This window comes from Kluyvera georgiana ATCC 51603 (assembly GCF_001654985.1).
Classification (GTDB): Bacteria; Pseudomonadota; Gammaproteobacteria; order Enterobacterales; family Enterobacteriaceae; genus Kluyvera; species Kluyvera georgiana.
In genome coordinates this window covers 62,228-84,944 of the sequence record NZ_LXEU01000038.1, presented here as the reverse complement: position 1 = coordinate 84,944, position 22,717 = coordinate 62,228, and the positions used below count along the sequence as shown (strand labels likewise).

At 56.4% G+C, this 22,717-nt stretch carries 22 protein-coding genes, 1 pseudogene and 1 riboswitch; of the genes and pseudogenes, 10 read left to right on the top strand and 13 right to left on the bottom strand.

Going from position 1 to position 22,717, the window contains the following annotated elements; translation table 11 throughout:
- Positions 1-640, bottom strand: a 640-nt coding sequence (thiM, locus tag M989_RS08375; RefSeq protein ID WP_064544221.1) for a hydroxyethylthiazole kinase, incomplete at its 3' end; no start/stop codon positions are given.
- Positions 641-674: 34 nt separating this feature from the next.
- A riboswitch (TPP riboswitch) is annotated at positions 675-771 on the bottom strand.
- Positions 772-1,506: 735 nt separating this feature from the next.
- Between thiM and M989_RS08370 the strand changes: the two genes are divergently transcribed.
- Positions 1,507-1,980: a hypothetical protein gene (locus tag M989_RS08370; protein WP_425337839.1), complete on the top strand. Its 474-nt coding sequence runs from the start codon at positions 1,507-1,509 to the stop codon at positions 1,978-1,980.
- 42 nt (positions 1,981-2,022) lie between these two features.
- Here the strand turns inward: M989_RS08370 and M989_RS08365 are convergent, their stop codons facing one another.
- Positions 2,023-2,949, bottom strand: coding sequence for a LysR family transcriptional regulator (locus M989_RS08365; protein ID WP_064544219.1), 927 nt, complete (start codon positions 2,947-2,949; stop codon positions 2,023-2,025).
- Between the two features lie 125 nt (positions 2,950-3,074).
- On the opposite strand from M989_RS08365, the gene M989_RS08360 reads away from it, so the two are divergent.
- The 3 genes from M989_RS08360 to speG all read left to right on the top strand — a co-directional run bounded on the left by M989_RS08360 (position 3,075) and on the right by speG (position 6,930).
- Positions 3,075-4,856: an adenine deaminase gene (locus tag M989_RS08360; protein WP_064544214.1), complete on the top strand. Its 1,782-nt coding sequence runs from the start codon at positions 3,075-3,077 to the stop codon at positions 4,854-4,856.
- 18 nt (positions 4,857-4,874) lie between these two features.
- On the top strand, positions 4,875-6,218 hold the full coding sequence (locus M989_RS08355) for an NCS2 family permease (protein ID WP_064544211.1): 1,344 nt from the start codon (positions 4,875-4,877) through the stop codon (positions 6,216-6,218).
- 154 nt (positions 6,219-6,372) lie between these two features.
- On the top strand, positions 6,373-6,930 hold the full coding sequence (gene speG, locus M989_RS08350) for a spermidine N1-acetyltransferase (protein ID WP_064544209.1): 558 nt from the start codon (positions 6,373-6,375) through the stop codon (positions 6,928-6,930).
- Between the two features lie 92 nt (positions 6,931-7,022).
- Here the strand turns inward: speG and M989_RS08345 are convergent, their stop codons facing one another.
- Entirely contained in the window at positions 7,023-7,922 is a 900-nt protein-coding gene (locus M989_RS08345; protein WP_064544207.1) for a LysR family transcriptional regulator, read from the bottom strand.
- Positions 7,923-8,066: 144 nt separating this feature from the next.
- On the opposite strand from M989_RS08345, the gene M989_RS08340 reads away from it, so the two are divergent.
- Positions 8,067-8,384 carry an RcnB family protein gene (locus M989_RS08340; protein ID WP_064544205.1) on the top strand — a complete coding sequence of 106 codons (318 nt, stop codon included), beginning with the start codon at positions 8,067-8,069 and terminating at the stop codon, positions 8,382-8,384.
- Positions 8,385-8,429: 45 nt separating this feature from the next.
- On the opposite strand, the gene M989_RS08335 is transcribed toward M989_RS08340, so the two are convergent.
- The gene (locus tag M989_RS08335; RefSeq protein ID WP_064544203.1) at positions 8,430-8,759 is read right to left on the bottom strand and encodes a hypothetical protein; all 330 of its coding nucleotides are present in this window, start codon (positions 8,757-8,759) and stop codon (positions 8,430-8,432) included.
- A 295-nt stretch (positions 8,760-9,054) separates the two neighbouring features.
- The gene (apbC, locus tag M989_RS08330) at positions 9,055-10,164 is read right to left on the bottom strand and encodes an iron-sulfur cluster carrier protein ApbC (RefSeq protein ID WP_064544201.1); all 1,110 of its coding nucleotides are present in this window, start codon (positions 10,162-10,164) and stop codon (positions 9,055-9,057) included.
- Between the two features lie 137 nt (positions 10,165-10,301).
- Between apbC and metG the strand changes: the two genes are divergently transcribed.
- The 3 genes and pseudogenes from metG (at position 10,302) to M989_RS08315 (ending at position 13,622) form a co-directional block, all read left to right on the top strand.
- Positions 10,302-12,335: a methionine--tRNA ligase gene (metG, locus tag M989_RS08325; RefSeq protein WP_064544198.1), complete on the top strand. Its 2,034-nt coding sequence runs from the start codon at positions 10,302-10,304 to the stop codon at positions 12,333-12,335.
- Between the two features lie 238 nt (positions 12,336-12,573).
- Positions 12,574-12,933 (top strand): annotated as a pseudogene (locus M989_RS08320) (DUF1307 domain-containing protein); the annotation flags it as partial.
- 167 nt (positions 12,934-13,100) lie between these two features.
- Positions 13,101-13,622 (top strand): YehR family lipoprotein, encoded by a 522-nt coding sequence (locus M989_RS08315; RefSeq protein ID WP_064544196.1) that lies wholly within the window; start codon positions 13,101-13,103, stop codon positions 13,620-13,622.
- A 44-nt stretch (positions 13,623-13,666) separates the two neighbouring features.
- Here the strand turns inward: M989_RS08315 and M989_RS08310 are convergent, their stop codons facing one another.
- The 3 genes from M989_RS08310 to M989_RS08300 are packed head-to-tail and all read right to left on the bottom strand — an operon-like array spanning position 13,667 to position 16,587.
- A complete protein-coding gene (locus tag M989_RS08310; RefSeq protein ID WP_064544193.1) occupies positions 13,667-14,134 on the bottom strand; it encodes a YehS family protein in 468 nt (155 codons plus the stop codon).
- Between the two features lie 51 nt (positions 14,135-14,185).
- Complete coding sequence (gene btsR / locus M989_RS08305) at positions 14,186-14,905, bottom strand: two-component system response regulator BtsR (RefSeq protein WP_064544191.1); 720 nt, start codon at positions 14,903-14,905, stop codon at positions 14,186-14,188.
- Complete coding sequence (locus tag M989_RS08300; protein WP_064544189.1) at positions 14,902-16,587, bottom strand: sensor histidine kinase; 1,686 nt, start codon at positions 16,585-16,587, stop codon at positions 14,902-14,904. The genes btsR and M989_RS08300 overlap by 4 nt, the downstream gene beginning before the upstream one ends.
- A gap of 211 nt (positions 16,588-16,798) precedes the next feature.
- On the opposite strand from M989_RS08300, the gene M989_RS08295 reads away from it, so the two are divergent.
- Together M989_RS08295 and M989_RS24500 are read left to right on the top strand one after the other, a co-directional pair.
- Positions 16,799-17,518: a MerR family transcriptional regulator gene (locus M989_RS08295; RefSeq protein WP_064544187.1), complete on the top strand. Its 720-nt coding sequence runs from the start codon at positions 16,799-16,801 to the stop codon at positions 17,516-17,518.
- Positions 17,519-17,577: 59 nt separating this feature from the next.
- The gene (locus M989_RS24500) at positions 17,578-17,691 is read left to right on the top strand and encodes a protein YohO (protein WP_074398756.1); all 114 of its coding nucleotides are present in this window, start codon (positions 17,578-17,580) and stop codon (positions 17,689-17,691) included.
- Here the strand turns inward: M989_RS24500 and M989_RS08290 are convergent.
- The 5 genes from M989_RS08290 to M989_RS08270 form a co-directional block, all read right to left on the bottom strand.
- On the bottom strand, positions 17,666-18,403 hold the full coding sequence (locus M989_RS08290) for an ABC transporter permease (RefSeq protein ID WP_064544184.1): 738 nt from the start codon (positions 18,401-18,403) through the stop codon (positions 17,666-17,668). The two genes, M989_RS24500 and M989_RS08290, sit on opposite strands and share 26 nt — an antisense overlap.
- On the bottom strand, positions 18,387-19,334 hold the full coding sequence (locus M989_RS08285) for an ABC transporter ATP-binding protein (protein ID WP_064544182.1): 948 nt from the start codon (positions 19,332-19,334) through the stop codon (positions 18,387-18,389). Before M989_RS08285 ends, M989_RS08290 begins: the two co-directional genes overlap by 17 nt.
- The gene (locus M989_RS08280) at positions 19,327-20,481 is read right to left on the bottom strand and encodes an ABC transporter permease (RefSeq protein ID WP_064544180.1); all 1,155 of its coding nucleotides are present in this window, start codon (positions 20,479-20,481) and stop codon (positions 19,327-19,329) included. The genes M989_RS08285 and M989_RS08280 overlap by 8 nt, the downstream gene beginning before the upstream one ends.
- A gap of 12 nt (positions 20,482-20,493) precedes the next feature.
- Complete coding sequence (osmF, locus tag M989_RS08275; protein WP_064544178.1) at positions 20,494-21,405, bottom strand: glycine betaine ABC transporter substrate-binding protein OsmF; 912 nt, start codon at positions 21,403-21,405, stop codon at positions 20,494-20,496.
- 69 nt (positions 21,406-21,474) lie between these two features.
- Positions 21,475-22,710: an MFS transporter gene (locus tag M989_RS08270; RefSeq protein WP_064544176.1), complete on the bottom strand. Its 1,236-nt coding sequence runs from the start codon at positions 22,708-22,710 to the stop codon at positions 21,475-21,477.
- Between the last annotated feature and the right edge of the window lie 7 nt (positions 22,711-22,717).

Sequence of the window (22,717 nt, the reverse complement as noted above, 5' to 3'; positions counted from 1 at the left end):
GCAGCGCGCAGCTGGCCGCCACCACCGCCGACAGCGCGCAGCCGGTGCCAACCACCCGCGTCATCAACGGATCTCCGCCCTGTACCGCCAGCGTTTGCTGACCATCGGTGATGTAATCCACCTCGCCGGTCACCGCCACAATCGCGCCGCTTTCTCGCGCCAGCTTCTGTGCAGCCGGTAGCGCCGTTGCGGCCGTATCGGTGGTATCGACTCCGCGCCCGCCGCGGCTCTCACCCGCCAGCGCCAGAATTTCAGAGGCATTGCCGCGAATCGCCGCCGGGTGTAATTGCAGTAAGCCGCGGCAGAATTCACTGCGCAGCGTCAGTGTGCCAACGGCAACCGGATCGAGCGTCCAGGGTGTCTTCGCCGCATTCGCGCTTTCCACCGCCGCACGCATCGCCTGCGCACGCGGCTGGGTTAAGGTACCGATGTTTATCAATACCGCACTGGCTATGGCGGAAAACTGCGCGGCTTCCCCGGCATCAATCACCATCGCGGGCGAGGCACCAAGGGCCAACAAGACGTTAGCGGTAAAAGTCTGCACGACATCGTTAGTCATACAGTGAACAAGAGGGGCGTGCTGATGGAGAAGTTGGGCGGTGCGCGCGGATTGCGCGGGGTTTAGCAGGTCAACGTGCATGGTTTGCTCCTGCCATAACGCGAAGAAGCAATGACCAGGCGGTCTCTGACTTCCCTACGCTGGCATTATCCAGATCAGGTGGTACGGGTATTTCTCAGCCTTCACCAGGAAGGGCACCCCGAGTCGTTTAGCGGCGTGGCCGCTTTTTTGCAAGCGTAAGGGAAGTTTCTCGCTTAAGCAAGCCTCTTCCCGCGCGACAAATAACAACACAAAGAGAAAGGTTATATCTAATAATCGTTAAACTTTAATTAACACGCGTGCGGCGTATAAAAAAAGATAGTCATAACTTTCTTTCATACGAAATAAAAAAGCAGATAGCCATAATTAAACCCGCGACGAACGGAATAATAAAAAAACAAAGAAAATCATCAGACTCGCTTCAATCTCAGATCATAAAAACTATTTTCCATAGGAATAATCCTTATCAACAAATGGTAGGATGAGCATCGCTAACAATATGAATTTATTAATAAATAACATTTAAACTCAACTCCATTCACCGCCTGAATCTATCAACAAAAAACATGATCTTAATCAATATTAATATAGTCAACTTACTGGATAGTTGCTTCGCGTTACAAAGAAAGCGGCAAGCTTTTACTTGCCTTAGTGATTGATAGTCAATGAGAAAACTTATTATTGCTTACGCTATTGTTTCCCTTGCGCTGGTAGCAACGGGAGCATTTGGTGCCGTAGTGTGTAGCAACGCAATATCAGTAATAGAGAACGACTGTTATCACTCATAACATTCACAACCTGATAATAATTTATTATTAACGTCCCAATAATGATACCAGGAACGTTACACATATATTCAGGTTGCGTTCTGAACTTTATAAAAAGCAAGGTTAATGATGAAAGCAAAATTGATACTGTTAGCTGTAATGACCGGCTCAGCTATTTTGGCGGGCTGTTCAAGCCCGGCACAGCGGATGGCTGAATGTGAAGCGCAGGGTATTTCTAAAGATACATGCTATTTATCTGAGCAAAATAGACAGCAGGGTATCAACAACGCCGCCATGACCGCGGCGTATGCCAACGCAGCCAACGCGACTCGCACTCGCGACGCGGAACAACACGCTCAGGCGGCGCACGTTGCCGATCCCATGCGTGAAGCGACGCTCTCTTCTAATGTGCTAAAAGCAACGCTGTCGAACGGTTTCTTCTCGGCGACAGTTAATGGCAAAAAAGCCGTTGTGAAGCGTATTAACGCCAATTTTTATGAAATTCGCGGAGCGGGATATATTATTTCCGTCAGCATGAATGCCGACGGCATTGAAGGCGCATCGTGGAATAAGACGCATGGCCGCGAAAACGGCATGCTGACCGTCAAACAATAACGATGGATACAGGGAGGCAAACGCCTCCCTTCTTCTATTACGCTACTCGGCGGCGCTCCCGCGCAGCGCTTTGAGCAGCAGCGTAAAGCAGGATTCAATTAGCGGCGGCAGCGTCTGCAGCCCGCGCATTAACGCCACCGTACGCGTCAGCGCAGGTTGCTGAAGCTGCGCGACCCGCAGCGTTGGATCTTCAAGGTGAGTGGTGTAGAGCTGCGGCAAAATCGCCACCGCCAGCTGCGAGCGCACCAGCCCGTACAGCGTTTCGATATAGTCCACCTGATAACGCGTATTCAACGTCAGCCGCTGGCTTTCAACCAATGCCCCGACCAGGCGCTGCACGTTACCCTTTGAGAATACCGCAATATCGCGCCCGGCCAGCAGTTTCCACGGTAAATGTGGCTGCCCGGCAAGCGGGTCATCCCTATGCAAAACCGCCACCAGAGGATCTTCACGCAGCGGGAAGAGCTGCAAATCAGCCGGCAGCGAGCTGTCGATAGCGCCGATGCCAAAATCAATTTGCCCGCTTTGCAGGTCACCAACCAGGGCATCGTTGGTGCGATCGTGGAACTCAACCCGCAGCCGTGGAAACGCCTGCGCCAGCGCGTTCGGCAGCAGCGGAAACAGCAGCGAACTGACGGACGGCACAAGGCCGATGCGCACCGTTCCATCGCCGCCCGCCTCAACAATTTGCTGCATATCCTGAAATGCCATCTGCGCAACGCTCAGCACCCGCTGGGCATGGGGAAGTATCGCCGCCCCCAGCTCGGTTAACGTCACCGCTGAAGCGGTACGATTCACCAGCTTGCCGCCAAGCACCGCTTCCGTCTGTCGCAGGGCGCTGCTGAGCGCCGGTTGGCTAATGGCCAAACGATTCGCGGTGTCCGTAAAGTGACGCAGTTGGGCCAGCGTGACAAAATACTGCAGTTGTTTAAGCGAGAGCGCGGGCAATCGCTGCCAGGGTTCGGTCATGTTGTGCTTCACTCGTGACGATCACGCAGAATAAGCCGAAGTTATCAGGTGATTAGTTTTTTCATCTGGGCAACCGTTTGCTCTGCCCCTAAAGTAGCGCACATTATCCCTGTGCCGGAGATGTTATGTCCAGCAATGCTGAAAACCGCCGCCGCGCCGTTCAGGCCGCTCGTGGTGAAGTTCCGTTCGACCTGCTGCTCACCGATGCTTACGTCGTCGATATGGCGACCGGCGAAATTCGTGAAGCCGACGTGGGTATCGTCGGCGACATGATTGCCAGCGTCCACCCGCGCGGTAGCCGCAGCGACGCCCTTGAACGCCACTCCCTGCCCGGCGAATTTCTCTCTCCCGGGCTGATGGACACCCATGTCCATCTCGAAAGCTCACATCTGCCGCCGGAACGCTATGCTGAAATAGTGCTGGCGCAGGGAACTACCGCCGTCTTCTGGGATCCCCACGAGCTTGCTAACGTGCTGGGCGTGGCGGGCGTGCGCTACGCCGTGGAGGCGAGCCGTCATCTGCCATTACAGGTAATGGTTGCCGCGCCGTCCAGCGTCCCGTCGACGCCGGGTCTGGAAATGTCGGGGGCCGAATTCGCCGGCGCGGAAATGAACACCATGCTCGGCTGGCCGGAAGTGCGCGGCGTGGCGGAAGTGATGGATATGCACGGCGTGCTGCACGGCAGCTGCCGCATGCAGGAGATTGTGCAGGCGGGGCTGGACAGCGGCAAACTGATTGAAGGCCATGCTCGTGGGCTGAGCGGCGCCGATTTGCAAGCCTATCTGGCCGCAGGCGTCACCTCAGACCATGAACTGACCTCCGCTGACGATACGCTGGAAAAGCTGCGCGCCGGGCTGACGCTCGAAATTCGGGGTTCCCACCCTTACCTGCTGCCGGATATCGTCAAAGCATTGCAAACGCTGCCGCATCTCTCTTCGCAGATTACGGTCTGCACCGACGACGTGCCGCCGGATATGCTGCTGGAAAAAGGCGGCATCATCGCCCTGCTCAATTTACTAATTGAGCACGGACTGAGGGCCACCGACGTTCTGCGTTTCGCCACGCTGAACGCCGCCATTCGTCTGCAGCGAAACGATCTGGGGCTGATTGCCGCCGGTCGCCGCGCGGATCTGGTGGTCTTTGATTCGCTGGATAAACTCTCTGCCCGCGCGGTCTACGTCGCCGGGAAACAAATCGCCCGCAACGGCAAGCTGCTGGCAGCGATTCCCCCGGCCCCTGGCGTGACGCCGCCGCGCAATACGCTGCACCTGGATCCGCTCAGCGCCGATGACTTCGCGCTGCGGGTTGGCCGCATCCAACACGGTGTCGCGCGGCTTCGCCACATCCGCGGCGCGCGCTTTACCCAATGGGGTGAAGTGGACGTCGAGATCCGTGACGGCCAGGTGCAGATTCCCGACGGATTTAGCCTGATTTGGGTTAAGCATCGCCATGGCCGCCATGCCGCCACGCCGCAGATTGCCCTGCTGGAAGGCTGGGGCGAACTGCGCGGCGCTATCGCCACCAGCTACTCGCACGACTCGCACAACCTGGTGGTGCTGGGCCGTCACCCCGAAGATATGGCCCTGGCGGCCAATCAGCTGATCGCCTCGGGCGGCGGCATGGCGCTGGCGCAAAACGGCGGCATTCTGGCCCACGTGGCGATGCCAATTGCCGGGATGCTTTCTGACAAACCCGCCGACGAGCTGGCCGCGGAATTCCGCAGTCTGCGCGATCTCAGCGCGAAGGTTGCCGACTGGGAGCCGCCGTATCGGGTCTTTAAGGCGATTGAAGGCACCTGTCTTGCTTGTAACGCCGGGCCACATTTAACCGATTTAGGGCTGACCGACGGCACGACGCGACAGATTGTCGACCCGGTTATTTCATCACAACACACAGCACAACAATAATCATGGGAGCGCCACATCATGGCCGATAACACCCTTAACTCCACCACCTCCGGGAGCTGGTTGGAACGGCGCTTTGCGCTTCACTCGCGCGGCAGTTCGCTGCGTACCGAATGTCTGGCGGGCATCACCGGCTTTCTGGCCGCCGCCTATCTTTTAGTGGTCATTCCAGGCCTGCTGGCGGTAGGTGGAATGGATAAAGGCGCGGCCACCACGGGGACCATTCTGGTGTTCGTCGGCGGCACGCTGCTGATGGCGTTCTATGCCAACCTGCCGTTTATCGTCGGCCCAGGTATTGGCGGGTCGGTGCTGGTGGGCGTGACGCTCGCGGGCAGTGAAAACATCGGCTGGCCGATTGGTTTAGGTATTGCCTGCTGGTCGGGGATCCTCTTTTTCCTGCTGACCAAATTCGGCCTGCGCGAAGTCGTCACCCGCTCGGTACCGCAGTCGATAAAACTCGGATTAACCGCCTCTATTGGCCTGTTTGTCGCGGTGCTGGGGTTCCGCAATGCGGGATTGGTGCTGGCAAACGCCAAAACGAACGCGTTAATGTTGGGCGATTTCCTGGCCCCTGGCGCGCTGGTCGCACTGTTCGGGCTATTTCTGGCCATCGCTCTGCAGGCGCGCCGTATTCCAGGCGCCATTCTGTGGGCCATTTTATTTGCCACGCTGGTGGGTATTCCGGCAGGCGTCACCCGTTTGCCAAACCACTTTATCGATGTGCCGCATTCACTGACGCCCGTGCCAGGACAGATTGATATGCTGGGGGCGCTCAATATCGCCTTCCTGCCGTTCCTGTTTGTCTTCTTCGCTTCCGAGTTCTTCTCCACCATGGGCACCACCCTGGCGGTCGGCGGTGAAGCCGGGCTGCTGGATGAAGAGGGCAATATGCCGCATATCAATCGTCCGTTTATGGTCGACTCGATTGCCGCCGCGGTCGGGCCATGGCTGGGCATCCCGGCGGCCACCGCGCTGATTGAATCATCAGCCGCCGCAGAAGCCGGAGGCAAAACCGGCCTGACGGCGCTGGCCGCGGCGGTAATGTTCCTGCTGATGCTGCTGTTCACCCCGGTGGCGCTGATGATCCCGAAAGAAGCCACCGCGCCGGCACTGATTCTGATTGGCCTGAATATGTTCAGCGGCCTGCGCAAGGTCGATCTGGCGAACTTCACCGACGGTCTGCCGGTGCTGATGATGGTGATGATCACGCTGATTGCTAACAGCTTCGGTACCGGGATTGCCGGTGGCCTGCTGTTTTATATCGTGATCAAAGCGATTGCCGGTAAATGGCGCGAGATTCCCATCGGACTGTGGGTGCTGGCGGTGCCGCTGGTATATTACTTTGCGACGCTGGTGAAGCACTAACCTCTCAATCCCCATCAGATGAGCGTGCCAGACACGCTCGTCTGATAGAGAGCAGAACTATCACCCTGAATTAATTGTAATTTTTTTCAAATCTTGATGACGCCCACCACAAATAGATAATATATTTTCAGTTTACAAAGAGGCTGAAAATATTATGCCAGAACAATCAGACATTAAGCTAAGACCCCTTGAACGCGAAGATTTGCGCTTTGTGCACCAACTCGATAATAACGCGAGCGTGATGCGCTATTGGTTCGAAGAACCTTATGAAGCCTTTGTTGAACTAAGCGATCTTTACGATAAACACATCCACGATCAGAGCGAACGCCGGTTTGTTATTTCGTATAATGGCAATAATGCCGGTCTGGTGGAGCTGGTTGAAATAAACCATATTCATCGACGAGCTGAGTTTCAGATTATCATCTCACCGGAATATCAGGGCAAAGGCCTGGCGACACGCGCCGCTAAGCTGGCCATGGATTACGGTTTTACCGTCCTGAATCTCTATAAGCTCTACCTTATCGTGGATAAAGAGAACGACAAGGCTATTCATATTTATCGTAAGCTTGGTTTTATCCAGGAAGGCGAGTTAATACATGAATTCTTCGTTAACGGCGAATACCGCAACACGATACGTATGTGTATTTTTCAGCATCAATATTTAGAAAATAATAAATCGACGGGCGGACTGCTAAAACCGACGGCGCAATGACGGCGAACACCGTCTGATACCGACAACCCGCACCGCGCAGAAAGCGGCTGGCAGTGCGGGCGAATCTGACGAGGCGTCCAGCGCAACGGCGGCTATGGCTGCTTCGCCGCACACTCCGCTTTCACCGCCTCATACAGTAACCGCACCGCGGCAGAGAGCTGTTTGCGGTGCGGGCAGATCATATTCAGCGGCACTCTGTCGCCCTGATAGTGCGGCAGCAGCACCTTAAGCCGCCCCTCTCGCAGATCGTCGCTGACATCCAGCCCCGATTTAAACGCAATCCCCTCGCCGGCTACCGCCAGACGGCGGATCACCTCCGCGTCATCGCTGGTGATATTGCCAGAAACCTGCACGCTGTGTTCTACCCCGTCGAGACTGAGGGGCCAGCGGTCGAAGGGGCGTCCGCGCAGCACGTAGGTTAGTGCATTGCAGCGTTCAAGGTCGGCGAGCGTTTGCGGTTCGCCGTGGCGGGCAATCCAGTCGGGTGATGCCACCAGCACCCGGCGGTTCTCCGGGGCGACGGGCAGCGAGACGAACGACGCATCGTCGTTTTCACCGTAGCGGAATGCCACGTCTACCGGATCTTTAAAGACATCGGTGCGATGATCGGAAAACAAAATCCGCAGCCGCAGCGCCGGGTGACGCGTGCGGAACTCACGGAAAACATTCAGCAGAAGATTACGCCCGAGATCGGACGGCACGGCAATTTGCAGCGTGCCGCTGACTTCATCATTCGGCGTATTGATTTGCTGTAGCCCGTTTTGCAGCGCATCCAGCATTTGCAGAGCGTACGGTAGCCAGGTTTCACCTTCCACCGTCAGCCGTAAGCTGCGCGTCGAGCGGGCAAAAAGGCGAATATTGAGCGCCGTCTCCAGACGCTTGATGGCCGAGCTAACCTGCGCGGGCGGGATGCCAGCCTCTCGCGCTGCTTCGCTAAAACTGCCAAGCGCCGCCGCGCGGACGAACAGTGATAAATCTTCCAGCCTGAACATGTTGGCTCCTCACAGAATAATCCTCAAAACGCGCATCACCGCTGTTTGCTTACACTTTTTAAGAAAGCAGCGCTTGCCATTCAGCCCGCGCATCAGGAATCATACGGAGCTGCAATTTTATATCCAGGATAATGTGGGGATAGTATGCGTAAAACAAAAATGATGCTTCTGGGCGTACTGTTGGCAACGGCAGGTGCGGCATGGGCGGCTCCGGCCACCGGCATCAAGCAGTATGAGTTGAAAGAGTTCACCGCCGATTTCACGCGATTCAAAATTGGCGATAACGCTCCCGCGATGTACCTGACGCCGGAGTACAACATCAAGCAGTGGCAGCAGCGTAATCTGCCTGCGCCGGATGCCGGTACCCGCTGGACGTATATGGGCGGTAACTATGTGCAGATCGGTGATACCGACGGCAAAATCAGCAAGATTTACGACGGTGAAATTTTCTATCACCGTTAATAATCCGCCAGCGGCGATAGCCTCACCGCTGGCCCGTTTTATTGGCTAGAAATAATGTACGCCGTTCTGATTCAAATATTGATCAACCGCTAACTCACCCGCCAGGCGATCATATAATAACAGGATGCTTAATAGTAAATCGCCGCCGCTGCGTAACAGATCATCCGGGGCGATATGATTATTTTCTTCAGCCAGTTCACTCAGATGTTCAATTATCTCACGATATTCACCATAAATATTGACCGGCAACGTTTTCTCAACCATCTGTTCGCGGCAGTAGCGAATCGCATCGGCGGATTTCTCGGCCAGCGAGCGGCTCTGCATCAGCAACACCAGCAGCTCACGCAACTTCATTATCAGCGTTTCATTATTCATTTTACTCTCCATTGCCGCATTAATAATAATTACCACAAATAACAGGAGATGATTAGCGCTCAATTTTTTTGCAAATGGTGATGAACTTGAACATCTCATACGCTGAGAGAGAAAACAATGTTATTAAATTGCTTAATTGATTAACATCAAAATAACCAAATAATTACCTTTGATGGGTGCGGTATTATTATAAAAATAAATATGCAATGGAGGTAAGATAATAAATAAGGATATGTTCAGATAAATAAATATTAGCTCGTGCGGCACAGGGCGTACCGCACGAAATACGGGAGAATTATACCGCGCGGAATGCAATCTCGCTCGGAATGACCTCACCCTGCCAGTAGAGCTGCGCGGCCACACGGCCCGCAAGCTGGCGATAAATCTCGGTGAACTCGCTGTCCGGGCGCGCGACCACGGTCGGCGTACCTTTATCGAGATCTTCACGCAGATTGATGTGCAGCGGCATCTGGCCCAGCAGTTGGGTATGGTATTTCTCCGCCAGCTTCTCGGCGCCGCCGGTACCGAAGATAGGCTCGTGGTGGCCGCAGTTGCTGCAAATATGCATGCTCATGTTTTCCACAATGCCCAACACCGGCACTTCGACCTTCTCGAACATCACGATGCCTTTTTTGGCGTCGATCAGCGCGATATCCTGCGGCGTAGTGACGACGACGGCCCCGGTCACCGGAATATTCTGCGCCAGCGTCAGCTGGATATCACCGGTGCCTGGCGGCATGTCGAGAACCAGATAGTCGAGATCGGGCCACAGGGTCTCCTGCAGCATCTGCATCAGCGCTTTACTGGCCATCGGGCCGCGCCAGACCATGGCGTTGTCGTCAGTCACCAGATAACCAATGGAGTTGGTCGCCAGACCGTGCGCCATAATCGGTGCCATATGGGTGCCGTCTGGAGACGTCGGACGCTGGTTTTCCGCGCCCAGCATATTCGGGATCGATGGGCCGTAGATATCGGCATCCAGAATGCCCACTTTCGCCCCTTCGGCAGCCAGCGCCAGCGCCAGGTTGACGGCGGTAGAGGATTTACCGACCCCGCCTTTACCGGAGCTGACGGCAATAATGTTTTTCACACCGTTGATGCCAGGCTGGTTTTTCACGCGCTTCAGCGTAGCGATGCTGTGCGACAGCTTCCAGTCGATGGCTTTCGCCCCAGTGACACGCAGCAATTCAGCGCTGGTTTGCTCTTTTAATTCTTCAAAGGCGCTGTGCCAGACAAACGGCATCTGCAGTTCGATGTGCACGGTGTCGTCCAGCCAGGCGACATGATGCAGCGCTTTCAGCGTTGTTAAGTTGTGCTTCAGGGTGGGGTGCTGGAAGTTTGCCAGCGTACCGGCCACCATCGCACGTAGACGTTCAGGTGATTTGGCCTGGGATTCTGCGTTCATCCCGACTCCTTTGTTGTTTTCAATTGCTTTCAGTACGCCTAAGTCTACCACAGCTACGGTCAAGCATGTATGGCGCACCCACTACCCTTTTGGTAATATCAAAACCCCTTTTTACAACAGAAGAAGTAATACCCACTATGACTCAAGTCGCGAAGAAGATTCTGGTAACGTGCGCGCTGCCGTACGCCAACGGCTCCATCCACCTCGGCCATATGCTGGAGCACATCCAGGCTGATGTCTGGGTCCGTTACCAGCGAATGCGCGGCCACGAGGTTAACTTCATCTGCGCGGACGATGCCCACGGCACGCCAATCATGCTGAAAGCACAGCAGCTGGGCATTACCCCAGAGCAGATGATTGCCGAAATGAGTCAGGAGCATCAGACGGACTTTGCGGGCTTTAACATCAGCTATGACAACTACCATTCGACGCACAGCGACGAGAACCGCGAGCTGTCCGAGCTGATTTATGGTCGCCTGAAAGAGAACGGTTTTATTAAAAACCGCACCATCTCTCAGCTGTACGATCCGGAAAAAGGCATGTTCCTGCCGGACCGTTTCGTTAAAGGCACCTGCCCGAAATGTAAATCACCGGACCAGTACGGCGATAACTGCGAAGTGTGCGGCGCAACCTACAGCCCGACCGAGCTTATTGAGCCGAAATCCGTAGTCTCTGGCGCAACCCCGGTGATGCGCGAGTCTGAGCACTTCTTCTTTGACCTGCCGTCCTTCAGCGAAATGCTGCAGGCGTGGACCCGCAGCGGCGCGCTGCAGGAGCAGGTCGCGAACAAAATGCAGGAATGGTTTGAATCCGGCCTGCAGCAGTGGGATATCTCCCGCGATGCGCCGTACTTCGGCTTTGAAATCCCGAACGCGCCGGGCAAATATTTCTACGTCTGGCTGGATGCGCCAATCGGCTACATGGGTTCCTTCAAGAACCTGTGCGACAAGCGCGGCGACACCACCAGCTTCGACGCTTACTGGAGCAAAGACTCCGACGCCGAGCTGTATCACTTTATCGGTAAAGATATCGTCTACTTCCACAGCCTGTTCTGGCCGGCGATGCTGGAAGGCAGCAACTTCCGCAAACCGACCAACCTGTTCGTCCACGGCTATGTGACGGTCAACGGCGCGAAGATGTCCAAATCTCGCGGCACCTTCATTAAAGCCAGCACCTGGCTGAAACATTTCGATGCCGACAGCCTGCGTTACTACTACACCGCGAAGCTCTCTTCCCGCATCGACGATATCGACCTCAACCTGGAAGACTTTATCCAGCGCGTCAACGCCGACATCGTCAACAAGGTGGTGAACCTGGCTTCCCGTAACGCCGGCTTTATCGCCAAGCGTTTCGACGGCGTGCTGTCTGCTGAACTGGCTGACCCTGAGCTGTACAAAACCTTCACCGACGCGGCGGCCAGCATCGGCGAAGCGTGGGACAGCCGTGAATTCGGTAAAGCGATCCGTGAAATCATGGCGCTGGCCGATGTGGCGAACCGCTACGTTGACGAGCAGGCACCGTGGGTGGTGGCAAAACAGGAAGGCCGCGACGCCGACCTGCAGGCTATCTGCACCATGGGTCTGAACATGTTCCGCGTGCTGATGACCTGGCTGAAGCCGGTTCTGCCAGAACTGGCCGCGCGTACCGAAGCCTTCCTCAACGCTGAACTGAGCTGGGATGCGATCGACGCGCCGCTGGTGGGTCATAAGATCAACACCTTCAAGGCGTTGTATAACCGTATTGAAATGAAACAGGTGGAAGCGCTGGTGGAAGCGTCTAAAGAAGAAGTGAAAGCCGCCGCAGCGCCGGTTACCGGCCCGCTGGCGGATGACCCAATCCAGGAAACCATCACCTTTGACGATTTCGCCAAAGTTGACCTGCGCGTGGCGCTGATTGAAAACGCCGAGTTCGTGGAAGGTTCCGACAAACTGCTGCGTCTAACGCTGGATCTGGGCGGCGAGAAGCGCAACGTCTTCTCCGGCATCCGCTCCGCATACCCGGACCCGCAGCCGCTGATTGGCCGTCTGACCGTGATGGTGGCCAACCTGGCGCCGCGTAAAATGCGTTTCGGCATCTCGGAAGGGATGGTGATGGCCGCAGGTCCTGGCGGTAAAGATATCTTCCTGTTAAGCCCGGATGACGGGGCGAAACCAGGTCAGCAGGTGAAATAATCTGCATATAAAAACGCTGCTTCGGCAGCGTTTTTCTTTATGGATTCTGAAAATCTCACCTTCCTACCCTTTACTGTTCAGAATGCAATATCCGCAGTGTAGTATCTGATATCAATCAACTTTCAATTATTTGGCACAGCATGCACTCTAAACATACTATATCAATGGTAGCAGCCATCATCCTGATACTGACCTGCCTTTGCGGATGCGATAACACCGAAAAAAGAAGGTTTTTGTAAATAAGATCAATAAGGTAGAAATCATCACCACGTTTATCTATAAGGGCGATAAAGTACTCAAGCAGATATCAAAAAATAGAATGTACTATTCTGACACCCCGGGAAAAAACAAAGAAGCATTCGCAAAAAATTTAATACCACTCCAGCAAGAATACCGAAAAATTAAAGGGGTAGAGGATGCAATCGTATATTTCGATACTTATGCTGAAGAAACCGTCACCATGAATATGGATGAGCTCGATTTTGATATGCTAACGAAAACAACAGGAATTAGCGTTACAGGTACAAAAGGAACAGGGATTAGCATGAAAAAGATGCAGCAACAAATGGAAAATTCCGGTGCCATAGAAGTGAAATAACACGATATTGTCGCTTCGATTAAATCTGCACTCACAAGCATCGTAGGACAGAGAAACTCCCCGCAGGCAAAGCGTTCGGGGTGCGGTCTTGATAGAGGCTGAAAAGCCTCTCTCGTGGAACGCTCTTCATGGTGGAAGCTTTTTTTTGATGATTGAAAGGAATTCATATGCCGGTAATAAAGAAGTTTATTGTGCAGTTAGTCACTACATGGATGGTAGCAAATATATCGGCCTGTGACAGTAAAGAGGACATAGCCAAAAGCTTTGTCCAGAAAACTGCCGCCAGTAACCATCCGCCACAAACAAAAACCTTCCGCCGAAAGGTCGGTGATTTAGATATTACCCTCACCTACCGCTATAAAGATGATGTAATTCTGCAACAAGTCGCCGAAGATATAACGCCATACGACCTGCTGCAGGCTAAAAATAGAATGGAGGCAAAGGCCGTCATGGATAAAATCTCCGCCAGCTATATGCAACTGCCCGGAGTCAGCCAAAAGCTGAAATTCCTCAATAACCGCGCACATGAGTTTCTCACCATCGACTTTACGCAAGCCAGCATTCAACAACTCTGTACGCTGAAAGATATTTCTATCGGGATGATTATCACCGACTGTACGGTAGACTGGCTTACGATGACGAATGTTGAAAGGTTCTTGCGGGAGCAGGCGTTTAGCGAGGTGAAATAGCCGGCATTCCTCGACGGCACAGCGCCGCCGGGAATCAGACAAGATTATTTCGCCGCGTGCTCGCGAATTGCCAGGCCGCGCAGGAAGTAGCGCAGGAACTGGTCGCCGCATTCACGGAAGTTTTTGTGGTCCGGCGCGCGCATCATGGCGGTGATTTCCGGCATCGATACGCGGAACTGCTGCTGCGTCAGGATCGCCAGAATATCATCGGTTTTCAGCGCAAAGGCGATGCGCAGCTTTTTCAGCACGATGTTGTTGTTAATACGGCGTTCCACCGCCAGCGCCGGGGCGGATTCATCGCGACCGCGTTTTTCGTAGATCAGGCCGTTCAGGAAGCACGACAGCATAATGTCCGGGCAACGTACGAAGCCTTCCTCATCCTCTTTGCGCAGCCACGGCACCAGCTGTTCAGCGGTGACTGCGGCTTCGCCCAGCGCGAAGATACGCACCAGATCGTTGTTGTTCATTTTCAGGATGTAGCGGACGCTGCGTAAAATATCGTTACTGACCATAGTGCCTTCGACGGTGATGATGAAAAAATTCGATGACCGATTCTACACGAATTACAGTCCCAGCGCCTCTTTCAGGCTCTTTAAATAGCGGCGGCTCACCGGCACGGTCTGGCCGTTACGCAGCAGCAGTTCAGCCTGGCCGTTATCCTCGAGACGAATTTCTTTCAGATGCGCCATGTTCACCAGATGCTGGCGATGGCAGCGGATGAGCGGCGTGCGGCTCTCCAGCGTGCGCAGCGTCAGTTCGGTAAACCCCTCTTTACCCTCGCCGCTGGTGACATATACCCCGCTCATCCGGCTGCTGACAAACGCGACATCGTCCATTTGCAGCAGATAAATACGACTGTGCCCGGTACAAGGAATAAACTTCAGCGCCTGCTGGCCCTCGCTGAGCACCGAGACGTCCTGTGCCGCGCGTTCTTGCCGCAGGCGGGCGAGCGTTTTTTCCAGGCGTTTCTCTTCAATCGGCTTGAGCAGATAATCAAACGCATGCTCTTCAAACGCTTTAACCGCATATTCGTCAAAGGCGGTCAGAAACACGATGTATGGGCGATGTTCCGGATCAAGCATGCCGACCATTTCCAGGCCGCTGATGCGCGGCATCTGAATGTCCAGAAACAGCACGTCCGGACGCAGCCGGTGCACCGCACCGATAGCCTCCACCGCGTTGGCGCACTCGCCGACAATCTCCAGGTCCGTCTGGGTTTGCAGCAGCACGCGCAGGTTCTCACGCGCCAGCGGTTCATCATCGACAATCAGCACTTTAATCATGCGTTCTCCTCCAGAGGTAACCGCAGGGTAACACGGGTGAAACGGTCCGCTTCGCAGGCAACCGAGATACCGCAATCCTCGCCAAAGCGCATCTTGAGACGCTTATCCACCAGGCTCATACCCAACCCGCTGGATGGCGCATTGGGCTGATACAAACCGGCGTTATCTTCAATCTCGAGCAGCAGATGCTGCCCCTGCTGGCTGGCGCGTAGCGTAATTTCGCCGACGTCCATCAACTGCGAGGTGCCGTGTTTAATGGCGTTCTCCACGATAGGTTGCAGAGTAAATGCCGGAAGCTGCTGGTTTGACAGGGCATCGGGTATCTCCAGATGCACCTGCAGGCGCGACTGAAAACGCGCCTTCTCGATTTGCAGATAGGCGTTCACGTGTTCAATTTCATCGGCCAGAGTGACAATTTCCGACGGGCGCTTGAGGTTCTTGCGGAAAAAGGTCGACAGATACTGCACCAGCTGGCTGGCCTGCTCGCTATCGCGGCGAATCACCGCTTTCAGCGTATTCAGCGCGTTAAACAGAAAATGCGGGTTCACCTGCGCGTGCAGCAGCTTGATTTCCGACTGCGTCAGCAGCGCTTTTTGCCGCTCGTACTGCCCGGCCAGAATCTGCGCCGACAGCAGCTGCGCGATACCTTCTCCGAGCGTGCGGTTGATCGAGCTGAACAGCCGGTTTTTAGCTTCGTACAGCTTAATGGTGCCGATGACCCGCTGGTTTTCGCCGCGCAGCGGGATCACCAGCGTCGAACCCAGTTTGCAGTTGGGGTGAATGGAACAGCGGTACGGCACTTCGTTGCCATCGGCGTACACCACCTCGCCGGTCTCAATGGTTTTCTGCGTATAGCGCGAAGAGATCGGCTTGCCCGGCAGATGGTGGTCTTCGCCAATGCCGGTAAAGGCGAGCAATTTTTCCCGGTCGGTGATCGCCACCGCGCCGATGTCCAGCTCCTGAATCAGCACCTGCGCCACCTTCATGCTGTTTTCCTCGTTAAAGCCTTTGCGCAAAATCCCCTCGGTCGAGGCGGCGAGCTTCAGGGCGGTGGCCGAAAACGCCGAGGTATATTTCTCAAACATCGCCCGCTTATCCAGCAGGATGCGCATAAACAGGGCCGCGCCGACCGTGTTGGTCACCATCATCGGCGCGGCGATGCTTTGCACCAGATGCAGCGCGTCTTCAAACGGGCGCGCAATCAGCAGAATAATCAGCATCTGCACCAGCTCGGCGACAAAGGTAATGGCCCCCGCCGTCCACGGACTGAAGACCTTATCCGGCCGGCCACGGCGAATCAGGATGCTGTGCACCAGGCCGCCCAGCAGCCCTTCCACCATGGTGGAGATCATACAGCTGAGCGCGGTCATCCCGCCCATTGAGTAGCGGTGCAGCCCGCCGGTCAGGCCGACCAGCCCACCAACCACCGGGCCACCCAGCAGGCCGCCCATCACGGCGCCAATGGCGCGGGTGTTGGCGATAGAGTCTTCAATATGCAGACCAAAATAGGTGCCGAGGATACAAAAAATGGAGAAGGTGACGTAGCACAACAGCTTGTGCGGCAGACGCACGGTGACCTGCATCAGGGGAATAAACAGCCGCGTCTTGCTCATCAGCCAGGCGATGACCAGAAAAACGCACATCTGCTGAAGCAGCAGCAACACCAGATTAAACTCGTACATACCCCAACACCACAGCAGAAATAAAACTGCGTAACATACACTTAGTCGGCATAACTTTCTTTGAAACATGGCAAAAAAAGTGCAAAAAATGCTACCGATCACATTTTACCCATTCCGTCCGGGAACGAAATGAATAAAAAACAACCGCAACAGGCCGCGACGGCAAACCCCGTCTAAAGTTAAATGGGGGACCGCATACCCGGAGGACAAGATGGCGCTTTACACGATTGGCGAAGTGGCTCAGCTCTGTGATATCAACCCGGTAACGCTGCGTGCCTGGCAGCGTCGCTACGCGCTGTTAAAACCGCAGCGCAGCGACGGCGGGCACCGCCTGTTTAACGATGCCGATATTGACCGCATTCGCGAAATCCAGCGTTGGATAGAAAACGGTGTTCAGGTCAGTAAAGTCAAAAACCTGCTGAGTGAGCCAAATGATGGCTGGCAGGAACAGCAGGAGGCTGCGCTACGCGACCTGCGTAGCGGCAACCTCACCCATCTGCGGCAATGGGTGAAAGAGCTGCGTCGCAGCCATAGCGCCCGAACCCTGGTCGATAATCTTTTCATCCCATTGCGTCAGCGGCTGCAAAGCGCACAGGTGGCGCTGCCGACTCTACTTGGCCTGCTGGATGGCGTACTGATTAACGATATTGCGCTCAGCCTCGCTTCTGCCCGACGTAAATCCGGGCCGCACGCGCTGGTGGTCGGCTGGAACGTCACCGATATCACCCGGCTGTGGCTGGAGGGCTGGGTGGCTTGTGAACAGGGATGGCGCGTCGACGTACTGGCCCACCCGCTCACCCAGATTCAGCCGGAGCTGTTCCCTGGCCAGACGCTGCTGATCTGGTGCGGCGCCGCCCCTGGCGCCCAACAGCTGCAGCAGCTCGCACGCTGGCAAGAGGATGGCGTGGCCTTCGCACTTCCTGCTAATTAATCGTTCGTTAACAGCTGAGCTTCGCGGTATAATCTTTTGGTTAACAAAAGGAGTACACAATGAAGTCAGCTAAATTCGCCGCGATCGTCCTTTTTGCCCTGATGGCTATCAGCGGTATCGGTGGCGTGATGCTCGCCGGCTACTCGTTTATTGTGCGCGGCGGTGTCGGCTGAGCCTTAGGCTTAGGCGCTCAAAGACGCGGTCGACGATAATCGCCGCCAGCGCCACCAGAATCGCCCCATGCACTACATAGGCCGTATTGAATCCACTCAGGCCGATGATAATTGGCGTGCCCAGCGTATTGGCCCCCACCGTCGACGCAATCGTCGCCGTGCCAATATTGACGATAACCGACGTGCGGATACCCGCCACGATCACCGGTGCCGCCAACGGCAGCTCGACTTTCCATAGCCGCTGCCCCCCCGTCATGCCCATTCCTTCCGCCACGCTCAGCGCCCCGACGGGTACCGACACCAATCCGGCCAGCGTGCCTTGCAGCACCGGCAGAATACCGTAGAGAATCAGCGCGACAATCGCCGGCTGTTCACCAAAGCCCATCACCGGCACCGCCAGCGCCAGAACCGCCACGGGCGGAAAGGTTTGCCCCATCGCCGCCAGCGTTTCCACCAGCGGACGAAACTCGCGCCCCGCCGGACGCGTCACCAGCACGCCCGCGCCAACGCCAATCACAATCGCCGCCAGGCTGGAGATAACCACCAGCTTGCCGTGCGCCAGCGTCAGCGCAAGAAACCCCGCCTGCTGATACAGCGGGCGCGGCTGTTCCGGAAAAAGCGTGTGAAACAGCGGCTCGCTGTACGGCAGGCCAATCAGCAGCGCGATAAACAGTGCCAGCAGCCATAGCAGCGGATCACGAAGGATGCGCATCGGCGGGCTCCTCACGCAGCAGGTCGGCAAAATGCAGCGCCCCGTATGCCACGCCTTTCTCGTTGACCACAGGCAACACCGTACGCCGCTGGGCCATAAACCCCGACAGCGCATCGCGCAACGATAACGAATCGGCTATCGCTTCTCCTGCAACGCGTTCACCGTGGCGCACGTAGTCGGCCACCTGGCGTAACGACAGCAGGCGTACACCCAGCTCGCTGCGACCAAAAAAGGTGCGGACAAACTCATTGCCCGGCGCGCTGAGCATATGCAGCGGCGAGCCCTGCTGCACCACTTCACCGCCGTCGAGGAGGATCAGGTTATCCGCCAGACGCAGCGCTTCATCAATATCATGCGTCACCAGCACGATGGTACGCCCCAGCAGCCGGTGAATGCGGCGCATCTCCTGCTGCAATGCGCTACGGGTAACCGGGTCCAGCGCGCCGAAAGGTTCATCCATCAGCAAAACGTCGGGATCGCCCGCCAGCGCCCGCGCCACGCCGACGCGCTGCTGCTGGCCGCCGGAAAGCTGATGCGGGTAGCGCCCACGCAGCGTGGCTTCCAGCCCGAGCAGGGCCATCAGTTCGTCGATACGCGCGTTCATTCTGGCCTTCGGCCATTTCAGCAGTTGCGGTACGGTGGCAATGTTCTGCGCGACCGTCCAGTGCGGAAACAGGCCAATCGATTGAATGGCGTACCCCATCCGTCGGCGCAGCGCCAGCAGCGGCTGCTCGCGGATATCCTGTCCGGCGAAGCGAATCATCCCGCAGTCCGGCTCCACCAGTCGATTAATCATCTTCAGCGTGGTCGATTTTCCCGAGCCGGAAGTGCCGATCAGCACCGAGAACGCGCCTTCCTCAAGGCGCAGTGAAAGGTTCTTCACCGCCGGATGACCGCCGAATGTTTTATTGACCTGTGAAAATTCAATCACCGGCTTCTCCTTGTAATAAGGCGGCGGCCAGACTCAGCAGCGCATCCAGGGTTACCGCCAGCGCAATCACCGGGATCACGCCCAGTAGCACCAGATCCAGCGCGCTGCTGAGCAGCCCCTGAAACACCAGCGCGCCAAAACCACCTGCGCCAATCAGCGCGGCGACCACCGCCATCCCCACGGTCTGCACCACCACCACCCGCAGGCTGCGTAGCAGCACGGGCAGCGCCAGCGGTAGCTGCACGCGCAGGAAAATTTGACCACGGCCCATGCCCATCGCCGCCGCGCTTTCCAGCACCTGTGGCGACACCTGCTGCATCCCGGCGACCACGCCGCGCACCAGCGGCAACAGCGCGTAGAGCACCAGCGCAATCAGCGCGGGCGCCAGGCCGGTGCCGGCCACGCCAAACGAAGCCAACCAGGGAAAGCGCTGCGCCAACCCGGCCAGCGGCGCAATCAGCACGCCAAACAGCGCGACAGAAGGAATGGTTTGAATAATGTTCAGCGCCGTGAAGACGCTCGACTGCCGTCGCGGATGACGCCAGCACGCCATCCCCAGCGGGACGCCAATCAGCAGCGCGGGCAGCAGCGTACCCCACAATAGAGTCAGATGCTGGTACAGCGCGTCATTGAAGGTATCCTGGCGGTTGGCATATTCTTTGAGTAGCGATAGCCCATCAAGCGCCCCGCTCACCATCAGCCAACACGGCAGCAGCCACAGTTGAGCGTTAAGCAGCCATCGCCACGCCGCGCGTGCCGTGAGACGGCGAATCGCATCGTTGGCGATAAGCAGCATCAGCAGTAACCACAGCCATAGTCCGCTGCCGGGCGAGGTACGCGCCAGCGGGCTGGCGCTTGCCGCAAGCTGGTTGGCGGCTTCACCCGCCGCCCACAGCAATAGCGTGAAGCCCGCCTGCGCCAGCAGCAGAATAAGCAGGCCAGGAAAGCGTCCGGGCAGCCAGCATAAAATCCACAACGCCGCCGGTACCACCAGCAGCGCCAGCGGCGAAAATGACCAAATTTGCCATAACCACAGGCCATTGCCCGAAACCAGCCGGTTCGGGGCAAAATTGGCGAACGGCAGCGCGCTGGCGGCCAGCAGCATCAGTGCCAGCAGCGCCACCACGCGGTTAGAACAACGAGTCATGGATATAATCGGTTACTTCACCCACCCTTTTTCTTTCAGGTAGCCTGCCGCCACGCTTTTTGCATCCAGCCCTTCTACCGCAATTCTGGCGTTCAGCGTTTGCAGCGTTTTCTCATCCAGGCTGGCAAAGACCGGCTGCAACCATTTTTCAATATCCGGATAGGCTTTCAGCACCGCTTCGCGTACCACCGGCGTGGGCGCGTAGATAGGCTGCACGCCTTTCGGGTCGCTGAGGGTTTGCAGCCCTAGCGCCGCCACGGGGCCGTCGGTACCATAGGCCATCGCCGCGTTCACGCCGGAAGTTTGCTGCGCGGCCGCTTTGATGGTCACCGCCGTGTCGCCACCGGCCAGCGACAGCAGCTGATCCTGAGAGAGTTTAAAATCGTAGGCTTTTTCGAAGGCAGGCAGCGCGTCCGGGCGTTCGATAAATTCCGCCGAGGCCGCCAGCTTGACGGTGCCGCCATCCTTGAGATAGCGGCTCAGATCGGCAAGCGAGGTCAGCTTATTTTTTTCGGCGACGTCTTTACGCACGGCGAGCGTCCAGGTGTTATTCGCGGGCGCGGGCGTCAGCCAGACCAGATGATTTTTCTGCGCGTCCAGCGCTTTCACCTTGTCATAGCCCGCTTTGGCGTTTTTCCACGCCGGGTCGTTTTCATCTTTGAAGAAGAAAGCGCCGTTACCGGTGTATTCCGGGTAGATATCCAGCGCGCCGGAAGTAATCGCCCCGCGCACCACCGGCGTGGTGCCCAGCTGAACTTTATTGACGGTGCTGACGCCGTGGCTTTCCAGCACCTGCAAAATCAAATTCCCGAGCAGTGCCCCTTCGGTGTCAATTTTTGATCCTACTTTTACCGGCTCGGCGGCCAGTGACGGTAGGCTCACCGCGGCCAGCAATGCCAGCGTCCATCCCCTTGCAATCGTCATACGCTTTCCTCTTATTTTGCGCTCAATTAACAGGCGCTTAAGCAAAAAGCGTAGACGAAAATGGAGAATTCAGCCCTGTTCCGGCATTTTTAACGGGATCGTCAGCAAACTGGCGGCGAAATACAGCAGCGCAATCACCCACAATGTGCCTTCAACGCCCAGCGGATTCACACACAGGGTGACGATAAACGGCCCTACGAAGTTGCTGAGGCCCGATCCGAGATTGAGGCAGGAGATCGCCGCGCCTTTGTTTTCCGGCAGCAGCGAAGGGATAAGCGCGCTCAACGGGCCAAACGCGCCAAGGCCGATGGCATAGATCGCCAGCGCGGCAATCAGCGCTGCGCTGCTGTGGCCAAACAGTACCGGCGCGTAGCAGACCGCCAACGCCGCCAGCCCGCACAGCGTGCCGGCAAACCACACCACCGTATTGCGCCAGCCGATGGTGTCGCCCAACCAGCCGAAAAAGTAGTTGGCGAAGATATTGATCACGTTCACCAATCCCCAGATGGTCAGCCACTCTTCAATGCTGAAGCCAAAGCGCGGCAGATACACCGGCATCAGGATCACCAGCGAGAACTTGCCGATATCATTGATGCTTTTCACCACCACGGCGATACGCATTTTCGGCTCACGTACCAGCACAATGAGGCCTTCCGCCAGCGCCTGGCCTACCGCCTGCCCCTGCTGCCATTGTGGCTTATCGCGGTTGAGGATCAACGCACAGCCGCAGCCCGCCAGCACGAAAATAAAGCCGGACAGCAGCGTGGTCGTCTCTCCCAGCCGTGGGATCATAAAGCCCGAGAACCATGGCCCGACGATGGTCATGCCGACGCCGAAGGCAATCCAGAACCAGGAAACGGCGCGCCCCAGAATGCGGCTTTCACAGCGCTGGTTGATCCACACCAGGAACGAATAGGCAAATAGCGGATAAGCCATGCCGCGTACCGCGTAGCTCACCATCATCAGCGGATAGTTGCTATCAGGCAGCGCGACAAAGATAAACGGCACCGAACCGACAAAATAGAGAATCGTCGCCAGCCACATCAGGCGACGTACGCCCAGCACGCCCGCGCCTATTCCGGAAAACCAGGAGATCGCCGCCACGCACAGGCCAAAGACCGAAGACAGCAGGCTGATGTGCACCGCATCGAGGCCGCGCTGTTGTAGCAGTGAGGCCAGCCAGCTTTGTTCAATGGTGGCGCCGGTAATAAACAGGAAGACGCCGACAAATCCCCACACCAGCTCGCGCGGCAGGCCCAGACGCGCCCAGATACCCTGTTGAATATATAAACTTTGATCGGTCATTTACGTT

Coding starts and splice junctions, on each gene's coding strand:
- M989_RS08365 (WP_064544219.1), bottom strand. CDS start 2,949: ATGACCGAACCCTGGCAGCGATTGCCCGCGCTCTCGCTTAAACAACTG.
- M989_RS08360 (WP_064544214.1), top strand. CDS start 3,075: ATGTCCAGCAATGCTGAAAACCGCCGCCGCGCCGTTCAGGCCGCTCGT.
- M989_RS08355 (WP_064544211.1), top strand. CDS start 4,875: ATGGCCGATAACACCCTTAACTCCACCACCTCCGGGAGCTGGTTGGAA.
- speG (WP_064544209.1), top strand. CDS start 6,373: ATGCCAGAACAATCAGACATTAAGCTAAGACCCCTTGAACGCGAAGAT.
- M989_RS08345 (WP_064544207.1), bottom strand. CDS start 7,922: ATGTTCAGGCTGGAAGATTTATCACTGTTCGTCCGCGCGGCGGCGCTT.
- M989_RS08340 (WP_064544205.1), top strand. CDS start 8,067: ATGCGTAAAACAAAAATGATGCTTCTGGGCGTACTGTTGGCAACGGCA.
- M989_RS08335 (WP_064544203.1), bottom strand. CDS start 8,759: ATGAATAATGAAACGCTGATAATGAAGTTGCGTGAGCTGCTGGTGTTG.
- apbC (WP_064544201.1), bottom strand. CDS start 10,164: ATGAACGCAGAATCCCAGGCCAAATCACCTGAACGTCTACGTGCGATG.
- metG (WP_064544198.1), top strand. CDS start 10,302: ATGACTCAAGTCGCGAAGAAGATTCTGGTAACGTGCGCGCTGCCGTAC.
- M989_RS08315 (WP_064544196.1), top strand. CDS start 13,101: ATGCCGGTAATAAAGAAGTTTATTGTGCAGTTAGTCACTACATGGATG.
- M989_RS08310 (WP_064544193.1), bottom strand. CDS start 14,134: ATGGTCAGTAACGATATTTTACGCAGCGTCCGCTACATCCTGAAAATG.
- btsR (WP_064544191.1), bottom strand. CDS start 14,905: ATGATTAAAGTGCTGATTGTCGATGATGAACCGCTGGCGCGTGAGAAC.
- M989_RS08300 (WP_064544189.1), bottom strand. CDS start 16,587: ATGTACGAGTTTAATCTGGTGTTGCTGCTGCTTCAGCAGATGTGCGTT.
- M989_RS08295 (WP_064544187.1), top strand. CDS start 16,799: ATGGCGCTTTACACGATTGGCGAAGTGGCTCAGCTCTGTGATATCAAC.
- M989_RS24500 (WP_074398756.1), top strand. CDS start 17,578: ATGAAGTCAGCTAAATTCGCCGCGATCGTCCTTTTTGCCCTGATGGCT.
- M989_RS08290 (WP_064544184.1), bottom strand. CDS start 18,403: ATGCGCATCCTTCGTGATCCGCTGCTATGGCTGCTGGCACTGTTTATC.
- M989_RS08280 (WP_064544180.1), bottom strand. CDS start 20,481: ATGACTCGTTGTTCTAACCGCGTGGTGGCGCTGCTGGCACTGATGCTG.
- osmF (WP_064544178.1), bottom strand. CDS start 21,405: ATGACGATTGCAAGGGGATGGACGCTGGCATTGCTGGCCGCGGTGAGC.
- M989_RS08270 (WP_064544176.1), bottom strand. CDS start 22,710: ATGACCGATCAAAGTTTATATATTCAACAGGGTATCTGGGCGCGTCTG.